Raw genomic sequence first — 16,197 nt, forward strand, 5'->3', positions numbered from 1 at the left:
GACGATTCCGGTCAAAACTCCGGTGACAGTCAGGCTAAGTGGGGGTTGTCTGAGTCTTCTCAGTGGGGTGGTGCGAGGCTCTGAGCAGTCGCCCCCACAGTCGGGGGCCGGTACGACGGGCGAACAGCGGGCTTACTGAGAACGGTGGGAGGTTCGGCGCGGCGTGGCCAATACGGAGCACGGCGGACGCGGCAGCACGGTGGACTCGGGGTCGGCGGACACCCGGATGGGCGTGGCCCGGGTGGTGCTGTGGCTGGTCGCCGCCGTCCTCGCGTTACGGCAGATGGCCCACGTCCTGCGCCTTCCACCCGGTGAACGGCTCACCGACCTGGAGACCTGGACCGGGGCCAACGGCGCCGACGGTGTCAACGGCGTGCTGCACGTCAAAGGGTCCCTGTACGACCAGGACCACTTCACCGGCACCCCCTTCGCCGGGCTCGTCCTCAAACCGCTGACGCACTCCGCCGAGCAGGCGCTCGGAGTGGCCTGGACGTTCTCCACCCTGCTGCTCGTCGCGGTGCTCGGCGTCGTCGCCGCCCGCGCGCTGCCGGGGCCGATTTCACGCCGCAGTTCACTGCTGGCCGCGCCCGTCGCCATCAGCCTCCTGATGCTCTCGCTGCCGGTCCGCAACGCCCTCACCACCGGCCAGACCAGCATCATCCCCGTCCTGCTCGTCCTGCTCGGCTGCTTCGCCGTACGCGGAGAGCGCGCCTGCGGGGTGCTCATCGGCATCGGCGCGGCCCTCCAGCCCACCGTGCTGCTCTTCGTCCCGCTGCTCTGGCTCACCGGACGCAGACGCGCGGCCGTCTCCACCACCGCCACCTTCGCCGCCGCGACCGCCCTGACCTGGGCGGTCATGCCGCACGACTCCTGGACGTACTGGGTGCACCACGTGGCGGGCGCCGGGCTCGGCGCGCGCCCCGACGGCCTCGCCAACCAGTCCCTGCACGGCGCCCTGCTCCGGGTCGGCCTCGAAGGGCCGCTGGAGATCGCGCTCTTCCTGGTGCTCGCCGTCGCCGTGATCGTCCTCGGGCTGCGCCGAGCCGTCCGCTACGCGCGCGACGGCCAACTCCTGCTCGCCGTCGCCCTCACCGGCTGCGTCGCGGTCGCCGTCTCGCCGACGGCCTGGCAGCACCAGCTCCTGTGGGTGCTGTTCGCGATGGTCGGCCGGGCCGGGACCAGGGCCCGCGACCGCCTGGCGTGGCCCGCCGTCGTCATCCTGGTGATGACGCTCCCGGGCGCGGTGCTGCTGCCGAACGTGGCGTCGCTGTACCCGTTACGCGAGAACGTTCCCCTGCTGACGGCGCTGACGGCGGCCTGCCTGGTGCCGTTCCTGCCGCGCGCCTCCGAGCACTTCCGCGCGCCGGTCCCCACCGCGTACGCGGAGCCCGTCCCGGCCCGCTGGGCCCGCATCCCGCTGCTGCCGTTCTGGCGCCGGGTGTTCAGCCGCCCGAACCTGCTCCTGGAAATGCTCGTCATTCGCGTCGGCTACTCGGCGTACTCCCACATCCGGCTGGAGGCCACCGCCGGGCGCGAGACGGCCGAGGCGCACGGCCGGACCATCGCGTCGATCGAGCGCGCGCTCCACATCGACATCGAGCACTGGGCCAACCACTCGATCCAGCACGTCAAGTGGCTGGAGTCGTTCCTCGACTTCTACTACGAGTCGTTCCACTTCGTGGCGCCGCTGACGATCCTGGCCGTCCTCTATGTGCGCCGCCCGGCGGACTACCGCTGGGCGCGCGCGGCCCTGGGCTTCGCCACGCTGCTCGGCCTGGTCGGCTTCTGGTTCTTCCCGCTCGCCCCGCCGCGCCTGATGCCGGGCATGGACTTCATCGACACCGTCCACGGCCCGCAGGATCTGGCCAACCCGGACTACGGGGCGATGACACAGGTCACCAACCAGTACGCGGCGATGCCCAGCCTCCACTTCGGCTGGTCGCTGTGGTGCGGCATCGTGATCGCGGTGGTGGCACCCAAACTGTGGATGAAGGCGCTGGGCATGCTCCACCCGCTCTTCACGGTCTGCGCGATCACCGCCACCGCCAACCACTGGGTGCTCGACGCGATAGGCGGCGCGACGGTCGTCGGCGCGGGCTTCGCCCTGGTGTACGTGCTGGCGGGCCCGCGCCGCATTCAGCTGCCGGAGCTGCCCGCGCCCAGAGCGGCGACATGGCGCGGCAAGGCGATGCCGGCGGGCAGAACGGGGTCGGGCTCCGGCGCGTCGAAGTAGCTCCGCACCGGCACCACCCCGGCCCACAGCCCGAGCTCACCGTCCGGCCCGTCCCCGTCCTCGGGCGGGCCGGACGCCGTCTTCACGGACGCCTCGGTGAGCGGCAGCGCGAGCAGCGAGGTGGCGGCGAGCTCCTTGCGGCTGGGCTGCCGCGCGTACTCCCACTGCCCCGGCGCGCACTGCTCGGTCACGATCCGCAGCCCGTGCAGCAGTTCGTCCCCGTCCGTGACGGCCCGGGGCACCCCGTAGACCATGGCACTGCGGTAGTTCACCCCGTGCTCGAAGACGGACCGCGCGAGGACCAGCCCGTCGATGTGCGTCACGGTGACGCAGACGGTCCGCGCGGGCGCCTGGACGAGGCTGCGGCTGGCGACGGAGCCGTGGACGTAGAGGGTACGGGCGTCGAAGTCCACGCCGTACACGGTCGGTACGACCATGGGCGCCCCGTCGACGACGACCCCGAGATGGCAGACGAACCCGCCCCGGAGTACCGCGTCGAGGTCCGCCACCTCGGTACTGCCCTGCTCCCGAAGCCGCCGGTGCCGGGTCCTCTCGGTGACGGCCAGTCGGGCCGGATGCTGCTGATTCTGTTCCTGAGTGCTCATTTCCCCACCGATCCAGTTGATATTGCGTTCTTTCTCAACTGTTTCAGTCGCCATGCGGGCAATCAAGAGGTGAGAGTTACCCTGCCTCGTCGGCGGTCGCCCGCCCGGCATCGGACGCGGCTCCTGGGGAGGGGCCGCCAGGGGAGGAAAAAGAATCGTGCAGACCGAAAGACCGGCGGCGAAGCTCTGCCCGGACTGCGGCCAGAACGTACCCGTCGACCCGAGGTTCGTGACGTGGTGCGCCGAGTGCGGCTGGAACGTCGATCCGGGCTCGCCGGAAGCGCCCGAGGGGCGGCTGGAGGCGCTGCGGCGGCAACTCGCGCGGCGGCACGGCGAGCAGCTGTTCGCGGAGGGAGTCGACGGCCGTGCCCACAAGGGCACGTTCAGTGTCCTGGCCGGGGCGCTGGCGCTGCTCGTGCACGCCGTCACGCTCGGCCTCGCCGTCGCGGGGGCGGTGGTCCTCGTGAGCGGCATCGGCACGTTCAGCGGCTGGGCGCTCGGCGCTCTGCTCCTGGGCATCGCCTTCGTGCTCCGGCCCCGCTTCGGCTCGCTGCCCACGGCCGGGGAGGAGCCGGTGCTGCTCCGGGCCGACGCGCCGCACCTGTTCGGCCTGATCGACGAGGTCGCGGCCGTGGTCGGGACGCGCGGGGTGGACGCGGTGGTGATCGAGGCCGACGCCAACGCCTCGGTCAGCACGTACGGAATCCGGCAGCGCCGGGTGCTCCGGCTGGGGCTCGGCCTCTGGGAGGTGCTGACTCCCCGCCAGCGCGTCGCCCTCCTCGGTCACGAGCTGGGCCACTACGCCAACGGCGACACCCGGCACAGCGCGATCGTCCACAACGCGCTGCGCTCGCTCGCCCTGTGGGTCTACTTCCTGTCGCCCAAGCCGTGCCCGACCATGACCGAGCGGTTCGCCAACTACCTTATGGCCGTGCCGAGATGGGCGGTGTACGGCGTGCTGGTCCTGCTGGACCAGCTCACCCTCCGCGCGGCCCAGCGCGCCGAGTACCTCGCGGACGAGGCCGCCGCCCGGGCCGCCTCGACCGACGCGGCCGTGGAGCTGATGGACAAGGTTCTGGTCACCGGCTCGGTGGCCCTTGAGCTGCGCCGCGAGTCGGTCGCCGCGCAGACCCAGGGCCGCGGGAGCCTGTCGCGCGACGAGGCCGAGCGGGGCCTGTGGGACCGGCTCGCCGAGCACATCGGAGCCGTACCGGAGCGGGAGTACGAGCGCCTGCGCCGGGCCGCCGCCCTGCGCGGCCACGCCGTCGACTCGACCCACCCGCCGACCCATCTGCGCCGCAGGCGCCTGGCCGAGGCGGCCGCACCGCACCCGGCCGCCGTCCGCCCGACCGACGACTCCACCGCCGCGATCGACGCCGAGCTCGCGGGCCCCCGCTCACGCGTGGCGCGACGGGTGATCCGCGACTACGCGGGGTGAGTCATCGGCGGCGGCGCCGTCGGTGCTGTCGGCGGTGGCGCACTCGAACCACACCGTCTTCCCGGCTCTCCCCGGGCCCGGGGAGACGCCCCACTTGTCGACCACCGCGTCCAGGAGGACGAGCCCGCGCCCGGACTCGTCCTTGTCCGACGCGGTGAGCGGCAGGGGGAGCTGCGGGAATCTGTCCGACACCTCGACGCGCACGCCGTGCGGCCGGCGGTGGATGCTCAACTCGCAGTAGCGGTCGGGCACATGGCGCACCACGTTGGCGAGCAGCTCCGTCACGGCGAGTTCGGCCGCGTCCACGAGGTCGGACATGGCCCAGAAGTCGAGGTGCGTACGGACGATCCTGCGGACATGGCGGGCGGAGTGCACGCCGACCGTGAAGCGCATGCCGTACTGGGTATTGTCGTTCACGGTACGATCGTGACGCGCGATGGCTACTCTCGGCTACGGCACGAATACAACCCGCTTGGAAGTAAGCGGAGTTGAGCACGAGGGGGTACCCGCCGTGGTCCACATCAACGTCCTCGACCCGAGCGCCTCGCCGCTCGACTATTACGGCTACGAGCTGCGCCGCTACCGCGAGGCGAGCGGGCTCACCCAGAAGCAACTGGGCGCGATCATCTCGTACACGGGCTCGCTGATCGGCCAGATCGAAACGGCCCGAAAGCTACCGACGTCCGATTTCAGCGAACGCGCGGACATCGCGCTGGGCACGGGCGGGCTCCTGTCGCGGCTCCTGCCGCTGGTGCTGCGAAGTCAACTTCCTGCTTGGTTTCAGCAAGTTGCTGAGCTGGAGGCGCGGGCGATTGAGATCAACACATTCCATACGCACCTGATCCACGGGCTCTTGCAGACTCCGTCGTACGCGCGCGCCGTGCTCGGCACGCTGGATCAAACCAACTTGGACGACCGTACGGCGGTCCGGCTGGCTCGGCAGCGCATCTTGGAGAAGGATCACGCGCCGGTCCTGTGGGCGATCATCGGCGAGGCCGCGTTGTATCAGGAGATCGGCGGCGACGAGGTCATGCGCGGGCAATTGGAACGGCTGTTGTCCTTCGAGAGCAACCCGAAGGTGAACATTCAGATCCTGCCGTACGAGGTCGGAGCGCATGCCGGACTGACCGGCCCGTTTGACCTCTTCCGCTTCGGCTCAGACCCCGCCATCGTCTACACCGAGGGCTACGGAGCTGGTCATCCAACTGCCAACCCGGACACGGTCAAGAACTGCTCGCTCCGTTACGATCACCTCCAAGCCGCCGCCCTGTCCATCCAGGACTCGGTGAAGCTGATCCGGCACGCGATGGAGGAACGGTATGGGGAGCCACCTGAATCTGAGCCGCGCCCGGTGGCGTAAGTCCAGCTACAGCAGTGACCAGGGCGGCTCCTGCGTGGAGTGCGTGCCACTCGGTGGCGCCGAGTGGCGCAAGTCCTCGCACAGCGGTGACCAGGGCGGCTCCTGCGTAGAAATCGCCGCCCTCCCTCACGCCGTCGCCGTCCGCGACTCCAAGAACCCCCACGGCCCCGCCCTCCGCTTCGACCCCGCCGCCTTCAGCGACTTCGTACGGCAGCTGTAAGGCTCACGGGCTCACCTGTAGCTCCTTGATGCCGTTCAGCCACGCCGAGCGCAGGCGGCGCGGGTCGCCCGCCAGTGTCAGGTTCGGCAGGGCGTCGGCAATCGCGTTGAAGATCAGGTTGATTTCGAGGACCGCGAGCGACTTGCCGAGGCAGAAGTGCGGGCCTCCGCCGCCGAAGCCGAGGTGCGGGTTCGGGTCGCGGAGGATGTCGAACTTCTCGGGCTCGTCGAAGAGTTCGGGGTCGTTGTTGGCCGACGAGTAGAACAGGCCGACCCGGTCGCCCGCCTTGATCTTCTGGCCGCCCAGCTCCGTGTCCTGGGTCGCCGTACGCTGGAAGGACACCACCGGCGTCGCCCAGCGCACGATCTCCTCCGCCGCCGTCTCGGGGCGCTCGCGCTTGTAGAGCTCCCACTGGTCGCGGTGGGTGAGGAACGCGTGCATGCCGTGGCTGATGGCGTTGCGGGTCGTCTCGTTGCCCGCCACCGCGAGCAGGATGACGAAGAAGCCGAACTCGTCGGCCAGCAGGTTGCCTTCGCCCTCCGCCGCGACCAGCGTCGAGACGATGTCCTTCGCCGGGCACTCCTTGCGCGCCGCCGCGAGGTTCATCGCGTAACTCACGATCTCCATGGCCGCCTCGGCGCCGATCTCCTCGGTGATGGCGTACTCGGGATCGTCGTACGCCGCCATCTTGTTGGACCAGTCGAAGATCTTCGCGCGGTCCTCCTGCGGTACGCCGATGAGTTCCGCGATCGCCTGGAGCGGCAGCTCCACCGCGATGTTGGTGACGAAGTCGAAGGAGTCGTGGCCCTCGGAGGCCGCGAGGGCCGTGTCGACTATCCGGCGGGCGCGGTCGCGCAGGGCGCCTTCGAGGGAGCGGATCGCGCGTGGCGTGAAGCCGCGCTGGACGATCTGGCGGACCCGGGTGTGCTCCGGCGGGTCCATGTTCAGCATGATCAGCCGCTGGACCTCGATCTGGTCGCGGGTGATGTTCTCTTTGAAGCGGATGACGGCGGTGTTGGTGGTGGAGGAGAACAGCTCCGGGTGCGTGGAGACGTACTTGACGTCGGCGTGCCGGGTCACCACCCAGTAGCCGTCGTCGCCGAAGCCGGCGAGGCCGTGCGGCTGCGGGCACCAGAAGACCGGGGCGGTCTGCCGTGCCTCGGCGAACTCCGGGTGCGGGACGCGGTCCTGGAGCAGGTCGGGGTCGGTGAAGTCGAACCCCTCGGGCAGGTGGGGGCAGCGCATCGGCAGCTCCATCTCGACGGCACTTGTCTGACGACCCATCAGAATTTGACTGAAAGGTAGTAACGGGTTCTACAAGTCGCAAGGGTGTGGGGGTGGTTGATTGCGGGTGCGGGAGTGTGCGGGTGCGTGCACAACCCTTGCGTACCGGGGGTAAGGCTCACCAGACTGCATACGGAACTAGAACGCGTACTAGTTCCGGACCGGTTCGGTCGCGGCGGCTCCGGGAGGCCCCGGCGACTGTGCGAGGGAGAGGACGAGCTCATGGCCGCGGAACCCGTCATCGTCGAAGCCGTACGCACGCCGATCGGCAAGCGCGGAGGTGCGCTCGCCAATCTCCACCCCGCCTATCTGCTCGGCGAGACCTACCGCGAGCTGCTCGGGCGGACCGGGATCCACGCGGACTGCGTGGAGCAGATCGTCGGAGGCACGGTCACGCACGCCGGCGAGCAGTCCATGAACCCCGCGCGCAACGCGTGGCTGGCGATGGGGCTGCCGTACGAGACGGCGGCGACCACCGTCGACTGCCAGTGCGGGTCGTCCCAGCAGGCCAGCCACATGGTCGCCAACATGATCGCGGCGGGCGTCGTGGACGTGGGCATCAGCTGCGGAGTGGAGGCGATGTCGCGGGTGCCGCTGGGGTCGGGGTCCAAGCACGGGCCCGGGAAGCCGTTCCCGGACGAGTGGAACGTGGACCTGCCCAACCAGTTCGAGGCGGCGGAGCGGATCGCGCGCCACCGGGGGCTGACGCGGGAGCGGGTCGACTCGCTCGGGCTGCTCTCGCAGGAGCGGGCGGGCGTGGCGTGGGCCGAGGAGCGGTTCAAGCGGGAGACGTTCGCGGTGCAGGTGCCCACGACCGATGAGGAGCAGGCGGCCGGGCAGGGCATGTGGCGGCTCGTCGACCGGGACGAGGGCCTGCGGGACACGTCGATGGAGGCGCTGGCCGGGCTGAAGCCCGTCATGCCGACCGCCGTGCACACGGCCGGGAACTCCTCCCAGATCTCCGACGGCGCGGCCGCGATCATGTGGGCGTCCAAGCGGATGGCACGGGCGCTCAAGCTGCGGCCCCGGGCGCGGATCGTGGCGCAGGCGCTGGTGGGGGCCGACCCGCACTTCCACCTCGACGGGCCGATCGACGCGACGAGGGCGGTGCTCGGCAAGGCCGGGATGTCGCTGCGGGACATCGACCTCGTCGAGATCAACGAGGCGTTCGCGTCGGTGGTCCTCAGCTGGGCCCAGGTCTTCGACCAGGACCTGGACAAGGTGAACGTCAACGGCGGCGCCATAGCCCTGGGCCACCCCGTCGGCTCCACGGGCGCCCGCCTTATTACGACGGCCCTGCACGAGCTGGAACGGCGTGACCGGGAGTTCGCGCTGGTGACGATGTGTGCGGGGGGTGCGCTGGCGACGGCGACGATCCTGCAGCGGCTGTAGCACCCACCCCCCGCCCCCTCCTCGAATCCTCCGGGGGTGCGTCGGCTGCGGAGCGTGTGGAACTGTGCGAGCGACCCAGCACGGTCCGCGGACAGAGAACCAGCCGCCCGGACAAACGGGAGAAGCCCCCTCGGTAGGCGTTCCTACCGGGGAGCTTCGCGTTGCCTGTGCTCAGCTGGTGGCTCAGTACCAGCTGTTCTGCTGCCAGAAGTTCCAGGCGCCACACGGGCTGCCGTAGCGCGAGTTCATGTAGTCCAGGCCCCACGCGATCTGGGTGGCGGGGTTGGTCTGCCAGTCGGAGCCCTTGGTGGCCATCTTGTTGCCGGGCAGCGCCTGGACCAGGCCGTACGCACCGCTGGACGGGTTGGACGCGTGGATGTTCCAGCCGGACTCGTGGTTGACGATGTTGCTGAAGCACTGGAACTGGGCGGCGCTCGGGATCATCTTCTTCGCCACGTCCTGGGCGCCCATGGGGGCGGCCTGGGCGGGAACGGCGGCCATCGCGATACCGGCAGCGGCGAGCAGCGTGGCACCACCGGCGGCGATCGACTTCTTGCGGGCGATGAGACGGGCGGCGAACGACACAGAGAGTCCTAACTTCGGGGGCATGGGCTGTCGCGGAGCAGGTGGCAGCTCCGGAGAGCCACATGAACTCCCGGGAGGAGCAAGGGTTTTTCGTCCTGCGAGGGCTTCCGCGGCCCGGGTGACGGGCCAGGCGGTGCCCGGCGACTGCACCAGTTTTAGCCACCCCGAGGAGCCGATGCAACGACCCCTGTTACTAGTGGTCCTCGCATCCGGGGTGGAACGCCCCGGGTGGGGGGTGCAGGGGAAACGGCTGGTCGGAAGGGTTATTTATGGCTTTATATAGGCCGTATAAAGCAACTAATCCGGGTCGTATGTGACGTGGGTCCTGTGGGGGGCCTCACCCCGGGGGCCGCCCGGATGTGACCTGGGCCTCCGAGGGGGACCCGTCGAATGTGACCTGGGCCTCGAAGGCGGCGCGCCGGGTGGCCCTGCGGAGTGCCTTCAGCACGGTCGAGCCGAGCGTGAACGTCAGGACCGTCGTGAGCACCGCCCGGCCCAGGTCCCAGCCCAGCGAGGTGGTCGCGCAGTACGCGGCGAAGCGCAGGAGGTTCTCGCCCAGCGGGTCGCCCGGGTGGAAGGAGATGCCGGACGACATACCGCCGATGTACGTCCAGCCCTGAAGGTTCATGACCGTGCCGTACGCGAAGGACGCCGCGAAGCCGTACAGCGCGAGCATCGCCAGCTCGCCCCGGCCCCGGAGGCGGTGCCGGCCCGGGAGCAGCCCGGCGCCCATGGTGAACCAGCCCATCGCCAGCATCTGGAACGGCATCCAGGGGCCGACACCCCCCGTGAGCAGGGCGGACGCGAACATCGTGACCGAGCCGAGCACGAAGCCGAAGCCCGGGCCGAGGACGCGGCCGCTCAGCACCATCAGGAAGAACATCGGCTCCAGGCCGGCCGTGCCCGCGCCCAGCGGGCGCAGGGCGGCGCCGACCGCCGCGAGGACGCCGAGCATGGCGACGGCCTTGGCGTCCATGCCGTCGTCCTCGTCCGCGATGGTGGCGACGACCACACCGACGAGGAGGGGCAGGAGCGCGGCGAAGAGCCAGGGGGCGTCCTGGGAGTGGGCGAGCCCGGAATCCTCGTCCGCGAGGAGGGGCCAGCCGAAGGCGGCGACGCCGACGAGGGTGATGAGGGCGAGGGCGACGACCCCGCGCGGGCCCAGGCGGACGGCCTTTGCCTGGGGGGTGTGGGGCCCGTGTGTTGTTCGGGGTGGCGCCGTCATGCCAGGGCCTCGCGTACCTGGGTGACCGTGAGCCACGGGTCCGGGGCCAGGATCTTGGAGACCTGGGGGGCGTAGGAGGGCGAGGAGACGACCACGTCGGCCGTCGGGCCGTCCGCGACCACCTCGCCGTCGGCCAGGATCACCACCCGGTGGGCGATCTCCGCGGCCAGCTCCACGTCGTGCGTGGCCAGGACGATCGCGTGGCCCTCGGCGGCGAGGTCCCGCAGCACGTCCGCGAGACGCGCCTTCGCCGCGTAGTCCAGACCGCGGGTCGGCTCGTCCAGCAGGAGCAGCGGGGGGCGGCCGGTCAGCACGATCGCCAGCGCGAGGGCGAGGCGCTGGCCCTCGGAGAGGTCACGGGGGTGGGTGGCGTCGGGCACGCCGGGCAGCAGGGCGGAGACGAGGTCGCGGCAGGTGCCGGGGGTCGCCTCGGCGTCTGCGTCGGCCGCCGCGCACTCGGCCCCGACCGTGTCCGCGTACAGCAGGTCGCGCGGCTCCTGCGGTACGAGGCCGACCTCGCGGATCAGCTCGCGCGGGGGTGTGCAGTGCGGGGTGCGGCCGTTGACGGTCACCGTGCCGGTGGTGGGCTCGATCATGCCGACGAGGGTGTTGAGGAGGGTGGACTTGCCGGCGCCGTTCCGCCCCATGAGGGCGAGGGTTTCGCCGGGGGTGACGGTGAGGGTGATGTGGCGCAGGGCGTCTATACGGGCTCGGCGTACGCCGAGGGCTTTGATGGTGGCGGTTGCCGTCGCGGCGGGGGTTGCCTTCGTGCCTCGGCGGAGGCGGAGCGCTGCGCGGAGGCGGCTGGTGTTTTCCAGCGCGGGCCGGTGGGTGGGCACCCGGCCTTCTGCCGGGTTGTCGTTTCCACCCGCTCCGCCTGTGCGAGTGGGAGCGCTGGTGCGGGTCTTGCCGTGGGGGGTGGTCGCCGTCGGCGGGTGCGGGGCCGCGGTGGGCACCCGGCCTTCTGCCGGGTTGTCGTTTCCACCCGCTCCGCCTGTGCGAGTGGGAGCGCTGGTGCGGGTCTTCCCGTGGGGGGCCGGCGCCGTCGGCGGCTGCGGCGAGTGGGTGGGAGTGCCGCCCGTGGCGGGGGGTGCGTCGGTGCGGGGCTGTCCGTGGGGCGCGTTCGCCGTCGGCGGCTGCGGATCGTGCGGCTTGCTGGAGTCGTCGTGCGGAGCCTTTGTTGCCAGGTGGGCCCGGAGGTCGTGTGCCCGGCGGCGGGCATCCCGTACCGACAGGGGGAGGGGGTGCCAGCCCGCCAGGCGGCCCAGGGTCACCACCGGGGGGTGTACCGGGGAGATCGCCATGATTTCCGCGGGGGTGCCCAGGACCGGGGGCGCGGACGGGGACGGGAGGAGGAGGACGCGGTCGGCGTACTGGATCACGCGCTCCAGGCGGTGCTCCGCCATCAGTACCGTCGTGCCGAGGTCGTGGACCAGCCTTTGCAGTACGGACAGGACCTCCTCCGCCGCCGCCGGGTCGAGCGCCGACGTCGGCTCGTCCAGGACCAGGACCTTGGGGTGCGGGGTCAGGACGGAGCCGATCGCCACGCGCTGCTGCTGGCCGCCGGAGAGCGTGGCGATCGGGCGGTCGCGGAGGTCCGCGAGGCCCAGCAGGTCGAGGGTCTCCTCGACGCGGCGGCGCATCACGTGCGGGGCGAGGCCCAGCGACTCCATGCCGTACGCCAGCTCGTCCTCGACCGTGTCGGTGACGAAGTGGGCGAGCGGGTCCTGGCCCACCGTGCCGACCAGGTCGGCGAGTTCGCGCGGCCTGTGGGTACGGGTGTCGCGGCCGTCGACCGTCACTTGGCCGCGCAGGGTGCCGCCGGTGAAGTGGGGGACCAGGCCCGAGACCGTACCGAGGAGCGTCGACTTGCCGACTCCGGAGGGGCCGACGAGGAGGACCAACTCGCCCTCGGGGACGGTGAGTTGGACCTGCTGGATGGTGGGGGTGGCGTGGCCCTCGTAGGTGACCGACACCTCTTCGAAGTGGATCATTTTGACTCCTGGGGTGCCTGGGGCGTCTGGGGCGCGGGGGTCACGAAGGCCGGGAGCAGGCCGAGGAGGGTGGCGAGGGCGGGCCAGAGGGGGAACGTGGGGGCGGTGAGCGGGACCACGCCCGGGTGCAGGGCGTCCGGTGCGTACGTACCCGCCCAGATCATCGCGGCCGCCACCGCCGCGCCGGAACCGGCCACCAGCCAGGCGCGGGCGCCCCAGCGGTCGGGACGGTAACGGGTGCGGACCGAGCGGCGGCCACCCAGGCGCAGGCCCGCGAGGGCGGCGGCGAGGCCGGTGAGCAGGACGGGCAGGCCGTAGCGGGCGCCTTCGGCGGCGAGGAGTCCGTACGTACCGGCGCAGACGCCGAGGAGTCCGCCGAGGGTGAGGACGGTGGTGGTGTGGCGGACGGCGGGCGGTACGTGCGCGGTGCGGCCGTAACCTCGGGCGTCCATCGAGGCGGCGACGGCGACCGAGCGCTCCAGGGCGCCCTCCAGGACCGGCAGGCCGATCTGGAGGATCGCCTTGATGCCGCCGGTGGGGCGGCCGCGCAGACGGCGGACGGTCCTCAGCCGTGCGACGTCGGCGACCATGTTCGGCGCGAACGTCATCGCGACGACGACGGCCACGCCCGCCTCGTACAGGGCGCCCGGGAGGGACTTGAGGAGGCGGGCCGGGTTGGCGAGGGCGTTCGCGGCGCCGACGCAGATGAGGAGGGTGGCGAGCCGGGCGCCGTCGTACAGCGCGAAGAGCATGCCCTCGGCGGTGACGCGGCCGCCGATACGGATGCCCTTCGCCCACTCCGGGAGGGGGGCCTCGGGGAGCGTGAGGAGCGTGTGGGTGCCGGGGATCGGCGAGCCGAGGGCGACGTTGAAGACGAGCCGGATGGCGACGACGGCGAGGCCGAGCTTGACGAAGGCGGTGTACGAGCGGGCCCAGGGGGCGTCGGTCCTGCGCGCGGCGACGACGTAGCCGGCGACGGCGACGAGCAGGGCGAGGAGGAGGGGGTTGGTGGTGCGGGACGCGGCGGTGGCCAGACCTATGGCCCAGAGCCACCACGCGCCTGGGTGCAGGGCGTTGGCTCGGGTGGCGTAGGGGGTACGGGATGCTACGCGCCTCGGGGTGCGGCTTCGGTTGGCCGCGGGCCGTGGGGTGCGGCGGGTGTCGGCCGCGGGCCGTCGTGGGTACGCCCTGCCTTCGGCCGGGCCGGTGTTCCCACCCGCACCGCCCGTGCGGGGCCCTCTGCGGGGGGCGGTCGCCGTCGGCGGATGCGGGCCGTGGGCGGGCACCCGGCCTTCGGCCGGGTTGTCGTACCCACCATCCGCTCCGCCCGTGCGAGTGGGCGGGCAGGTGCGGGGCTCCCCGTGGGGGCCCGGCGTCGTCGGCGGCTGGGGTGCGTGGGTGGGAGTGCCGCCCGTGGCGGTCGGGCGGGGCTCCCCGTGGGGCGCCGTTGGCGGCTGCGGGAGATCGTCGTTGGTGGGCATCTGGTGGCGTGGTCAGTCGCGGTGGCGGCGGCGGGATTGCCAGACTGCTGCTGCGGCCAGCGTCACGATCGCCGCGATGCCTGCCATCAGGCCCAGGGACGGGCCGGAGTCGGACGTCTTCTTGGCCGACTGCTCGGCGGGCTTCGAGGTGTCCGTCTTGCCCGATACCTGTTCGCCGCAGCCCGTGCGCGGGTAGCCCGCGATCGCACAGAGCAGGGCCGCGCTGTTGTAGCGGAGCGGCTTGGCCACCGCGGCCAGGGCGTCCGCCGTCGTCGCGTCCTCGGGGACCTGCGCGCACGCCGTACGCGCCGCCGGGGGCGTCTCGCCGCCCGGGGCGTCCTGCGGGGTGCCGAAGTCGAGGGCCAGGGCGACCCGCTTGCGGCCCGGTTTCGCGGGCGTCGACGCGCACACCTCCGCGAACGTCGGCGCCGAACGCGGGGTCGCCGCGTCCTTGGAGTCCGCGCTGACCGCGAAGCGGAAGCCCTGGACGTCGCCGTCCGAGGGGTGCGCGGTGGCCGGGCCCTGGGTGGCGTACGTCCAGGCCGTGCCCTGGCGGTCCCAGAACGACCAGTACCGGTACCCCGACGCCTCGGCGGATCCCGCCACCGCCCCCGCGCCGAGCGTCAGCGCGAGGGCGAGGCCGGTGACGGCCGAGAGGCGGTGCGGCTTCACTTCTGCGCGTTCTTCTTGCGCGCGCTCACCAGGAAGCCGACGCCCACGCTCGCCACGAAGAACACGCCGACGATCCACCACACGGACATGCCGGAGGAGTCGTCCTTCTTCTCGTCGGACTCGGCCGCCGACTTGCTCTGGTCGGCTGCCTGCGTTCCCGCCGGGGTCGGGCCCGTGGCGTTCAGCTGGGACACCAGGTCCGCGCCGCCGAAGTTCCTCGGGTCGGCGCCGGTGGCGTTCGCGGCGAGGAGGAGCTGGGCGTAGGCGGCCGGGCCGTTCTCCTTGGCCCAGCCGGACGCGTTCTTCTCCAGCCACTGCAGGGACGCCTTGGCCTGGGCCTCCTGGCCGTCGGCGGCGAGGGCGACGACGGCGTCGGCGGTGTTGCCGTAGTCGGGCTGGCTCTCGGCGCCCGGCATCGCGGAGTTGAGGTGGCCCGACTTGGCCATGGTCCTGGCCAGGTACGCGGCGCCGTTGTGCGCGGCCTGCTCCGGCGTGGCCGCCTTCTCGCAGGTGGTGCCCTTGGCGTCGGGGTTGCCGGCGGTGGCGGCGAGGCCCTTGCCGTACGAGGCGGTCACGGCGGCGGCGCTGGCGTCGGCGTTCGCGTACAGCTTCGCGGTCTTGAGGTCCGGCTGGTACGCGAACGCGCCCGAGCCCGGCGTGCTGTCGCACGGCATCGCGAACGTGAGCAGCGCGTCCAGCGGCGACTTGCCGCCCTTGGCGGACTTGGCGTCGGCGGGCTTCTCACCGGCGGCGGCGAGGGCGCCGATCACGACGGAGGTGGAGTTGGCGTCGCTCTTGCCGCCGGGGTTGTAGGCCCAGCCGCCGTCGTCGTTCTGCACGGTCTTCAGCCAGGAGACGCCCTTCTTCACGGCGTCGGTGCGGTCGCCGAGGCCCACGAGGGCCTGGACGGCGGCGGCCGTGGCGTTGGTGTCGAGCGTCGTCTTCGCGTCGCACGGCTTGGTGGCGTCGAGGCGGTACGAGGCGAACGCGCCGGTGTCGCACTGCTGCCCGGTCAGCCACGTCACCGCCTGCGCGGCGGGCTTCACGCCGACCGTGCTCTGGGCGAGCAGGGCGAGCGACTGCCGCCAGACGCCGTCGTACGCGGGGTCCTTCGTCCCGTACAGCCCCTGCGGGAGGGTCGCGGCGGGGGAGGAGGACGGCGCCGTGCCGTCGGCGAAGGCGGCCGGGGCGGCGGCGCCGAGGACGACGGTGGCGGCGGCGAGCGCTGCGGCGCAGCGGCGTACGGTCATGGCGGGCGGTGCCTCTCCTGCGGGGGCCGGGCGGCAGGCGGGCGCGGGGGCACGCCGGCTCCGGCTCCGTGTACCTCGACGGGGCCGGTCATCGGCGGCTTGCCGTGACCGTTGAGCCGGTCATGTCCGTCGGGGCGATCCGGCTTGCGCGCCGTGGTCTGGGCGGGCTTACGGATTGGGGTCTCCCCTGTTCGAGCGGAGTCGAGAGCCCGGGGAAGGGGCAGCGCCGGATTCCCCCCGTACGGTCATGGACGACGCGCCCACTGTACCGGCCGCCGTGTTCCCGGCCGGGCCCCCCTGCCGGGGCCCCGCCCGGGCCGACTTGTGTCCGCGGGGCGGCTGCTCCGCCTGCGGCGGGCGTATCCCCACCCCGCCCCTTCCCGAGAGCCCTCAGCCGGGCGGCCGGGTTCGTCGTCTGCGGACCGGTGGGGGCTGGTCGCGCAGTTCCCCGCGCCCCT

General features: G+C 72.0%; 14 protein-coding genes. 5 read left to right on the forward strand and 9 right to left on the reverse strand.

Annotated elements, in window-relative coordinates; genetic code table 11:
• The first annotated feature begins 163 nt into the window (after positions 1-163).
• Positions 164-2,233, forward strand: a complete 2,070-nt coding sequence (locus tag ACZ499_RS20560; RefSeq protein WP_468676803.1) for a bifunctional glycosyltransferase 87/phosphatase PAP2 family protein — start codon at positions 164-166, stop codon at positions 2,231-2,233.
• Here ACZ499_RS20560 and ACZ499_RS20565 read toward each other — a convergent pair.
• Positions 2,137-2,838 carry a pyridoxamine 5'-phosphate oxidase family protein gene (locus ACZ499_RS20565; RefSeq protein ID WP_468676804.1) on the reverse strand — a complete coding sequence of 234 codons (702 nt, stop codon included), beginning with the start codon at positions 2,836-2,838 and terminating at the stop codon, positions 2,137-2,139. The genes ACZ499_RS20560 and ACZ499_RS20565 overlap by 97 nt on opposite strands.
• Before the next feature lie 157 nt (positions 2,839-2,995).
• On the opposite strand from ACZ499_RS20565, the gene ACZ499_RS20570 reads away from it, so the two are divergent.
• Positions 2,996-4,276 (forward strand): M48 family metalloprotease, encoded by a 1,281-nt coding sequence (locus ACZ499_RS20570; RefSeq protein WP_468676805.1) that lies wholly within the window; start codon positions 2,996-2,998, stop codon positions 4,274-4,276.
• Here the strand turns inward: ACZ499_RS20570 and ACZ499_RS20575 are convergent.
• A complete protein-coding gene (locus ACZ499_RS20575) occupies positions 4,235-4,669 on the reverse strand; it encodes an ATP-binding protein (protein WP_468676834.1) in 435 nt (144 codons plus the stop codon). The genes ACZ499_RS20570 and ACZ499_RS20575 overlap by 42 nt on opposite strands.
• A 118-nt stretch (positions 4,670-4,787) precedes the next feature.
• On the opposite strand from ACZ499_RS20575, the gene ACZ499_RS20580 reads away from it, so the two are divergent.
• Both ACZ499_RS20580 and ACZ499_RS20585 read left to right on the forward strand, forming a co-directional pair.
• Positions 4,788-5,636 (forward strand): helix-turn-helix domain-containing protein, encoded by an 849-nt coding sequence (locus ACZ499_RS20580; protein WP_468676808.1) that lies wholly within the window; start codon positions 4,788-4,790, stop codon positions 5,634-5,636.
• Complete coding sequence (locus ACZ499_RS20585) at positions 5,596-5,856, forward strand: DUF397 domain-containing protein (protein WP_468676809.1); 261 nt, start codon at positions 5,596-5,598, stop codon at positions 5,854-5,856. Before ACZ499_RS20580 ends, ACZ499_RS20585 begins: the two co-directional genes overlap by 41 nt.
• 3 nt (positions 5,857-5,859) lie before the next feature.
• Here ACZ499_RS20585 and ACZ499_RS20590 read toward each other — a convergent pair whose 3' ends face one another.
• On the reverse strand, positions 5,860-7,101 hold the full coding sequence (locus ACZ499_RS20590; RefSeq protein WP_468676836.1) for a cytochrome P450: 1,242 nt from the start codon (positions 7,099-7,101) through the stop codon (positions 5,860-5,862).
• A 261-nt stretch (positions 7,102-7,362) separates the two neighbouring features.
• Here ACZ499_RS20590 and ACZ499_RS20595 point away from each other — a divergent pair, with 261 nt between their 5' ends.
• Positions 7,363-8,532 carry a steroid 3-ketoacyl-CoA thiolase gene (locus ACZ499_RS20595; protein ID WP_371652455.1) on the forward strand — a complete coding sequence of 390 codons (1,170 nt, stop codon included), beginning with the start codon at positions 7,363-7,365 and terminating at the stop codon, positions 8,530-8,532.
• A 183-nt stretch (positions 8,533-8,715) separates the two neighbouring features.
• Here the strand turns inward: ACZ499_RS20595 and ACZ499_RS20600 are convergent, their stop codons facing one another.
• From ACZ499_RS20600 to ACZ499_RS20625, 6 genes are all read right to left on the reverse strand, one after another.
• Positions 8,716-9,141, reverse strand: coding sequence for an aggregation-promoting factor C-terminal-like domain-containing protein (locus tag ACZ499_RS20600; RefSeq protein WP_468676811.1), 426 nt, complete (start codon positions 9,139-9,141; stop codon positions 8,716-8,718).
• 313 nt (positions 9,142-9,454) lie between these two features.
• Complete coding sequence (locus ACZ499_RS20605) at positions 9,455-10,342, reverse strand: ECF transporter S component (RefSeq protein ID WP_468676812.1); 888 nt, start codon at positions 10,340-10,342, stop codon at positions 9,455-9,457.
• A complete protein-coding gene (locus ACZ499_RS20610) occupies positions 10,339-12,336 on the reverse strand; it encodes an ABC transporter ATP-binding protein (RefSeq protein ID WP_468676814.1) in 1,998 nt (665 codons plus the stop codon). The genes ACZ499_RS20605 and ACZ499_RS20610 overlap by 4 nt, the downstream gene beginning before the upstream one ends.
• Positions 12,333-13,406, reverse strand: a complete 1,074-nt coding sequence (locus ACZ499_RS20615) for an energy-coupling factor transporter transmembrane component T (protein WP_468676838.1) — start codon at positions 13,404-13,406, stop codon at positions 12,333-12,335. The genes ACZ499_RS20610 and ACZ499_RS20615 overlap by 4 nt, the downstream gene beginning before the upstream one ends.
• A 423-nt stretch (positions 13,407-13,829) precedes the next feature.
• Entirely contained in the window at positions 13,830-14,489 is a 660-nt protein-coding gene (locus ACZ499_RS20620) for an SCO2322 family protein (RefSeq protein WP_468676816.1), read from the reverse strand.
• The gene (locus ACZ499_RS20625) at positions 14,486-15,739 is read right to left on the reverse strand and encodes a prenyltransferase/squalene oxidase repeat-containing protein (RefSeq protein WP_468676818.1); all 1,254 of its coding nucleotides are present in this window, start codon (positions 15,737-15,739) and stop codon (positions 14,486-14,488) included. Before ACZ499_RS20625 ends, ACZ499_RS20620 begins: the two co-directional genes overlap by 4 nt.
• Positions 15,740-16,197 lie beyond the last annotated feature (458 nt).

This window comes from Streptomyces sp. NPDC031265 (genome assembly GCF_055570295.1).

What these genes read in the sequence shown, in the direction of transcription:
- ACZ499_RS20565 (WP_468676804.1), bottom strand. Translation starts at nt 2,838, where the DNA reads ATGAGCACTCAGGAACAGAATCAGCAGCATCCGGCCCGACTGGCCGTC.
- ACZ499_RS20575 (WP_468676834.1), bottom strand. Translation starts at nt 4,669, where the DNA reads ATGCGCTTCACGGTCGGCGTGCACTCCGCCCGCCATGTCCGCAGGATC.
- ACZ499_RS20585 (WP_468676809.1), top strand. Translation starts at nt 5,596, where the DNA reads ATGGGGAGCCACCTGAATCTGAGCCGCGCCCGGTGGCGTAAGTCCAGC.
- ACZ499_RS20590 (WP_468676836.1), bottom strand. Translation starts at nt 7,101, where the DNA reads ATGCGCTGCCCCCACCTGCCCGAGGGGTTCGACTTCACCGACCCCGAC.
- ACZ499_RS20595 (WP_371652455.1), top strand. Translation starts at nt 7,363, where the DNA reads ATGGCCGCGGAACCCGTCATCGTCGAAGCCGTACGCACGCCGATCGGC.
- ACZ499_RS20600 (WP_468676811.1), bottom strand. Translation starts at nt 9,141, where the DNA reads ATGCCCCCGAAGTTAGGACTCTCTGTGTCGTTCGCCGCCCGTCTCATC.
- ACZ499_RS20605 (WP_468676812.1), bottom strand. Translation starts at nt 10,342, where the DNA reads ATGACGGCGCCACCCCGAACAACACACGGGCCCCACACCCCCCAGGCA.
- ACZ499_RS20610 (WP_468676814.1), bottom strand. Translation starts at nt 12,336, where the DNA reads ATGATCCACTTCGAAGAGGTGTCGGTCACCTACGAGGGCCACGCCACC.
- ACZ499_RS20625 (WP_468676818.1), bottom strand. Translation starts at nt 15,739, where the DNA reads ATGACCGTACGCCGCTGCGCCGCAGCGCTCGCCGCCGCCACCGTCGTC.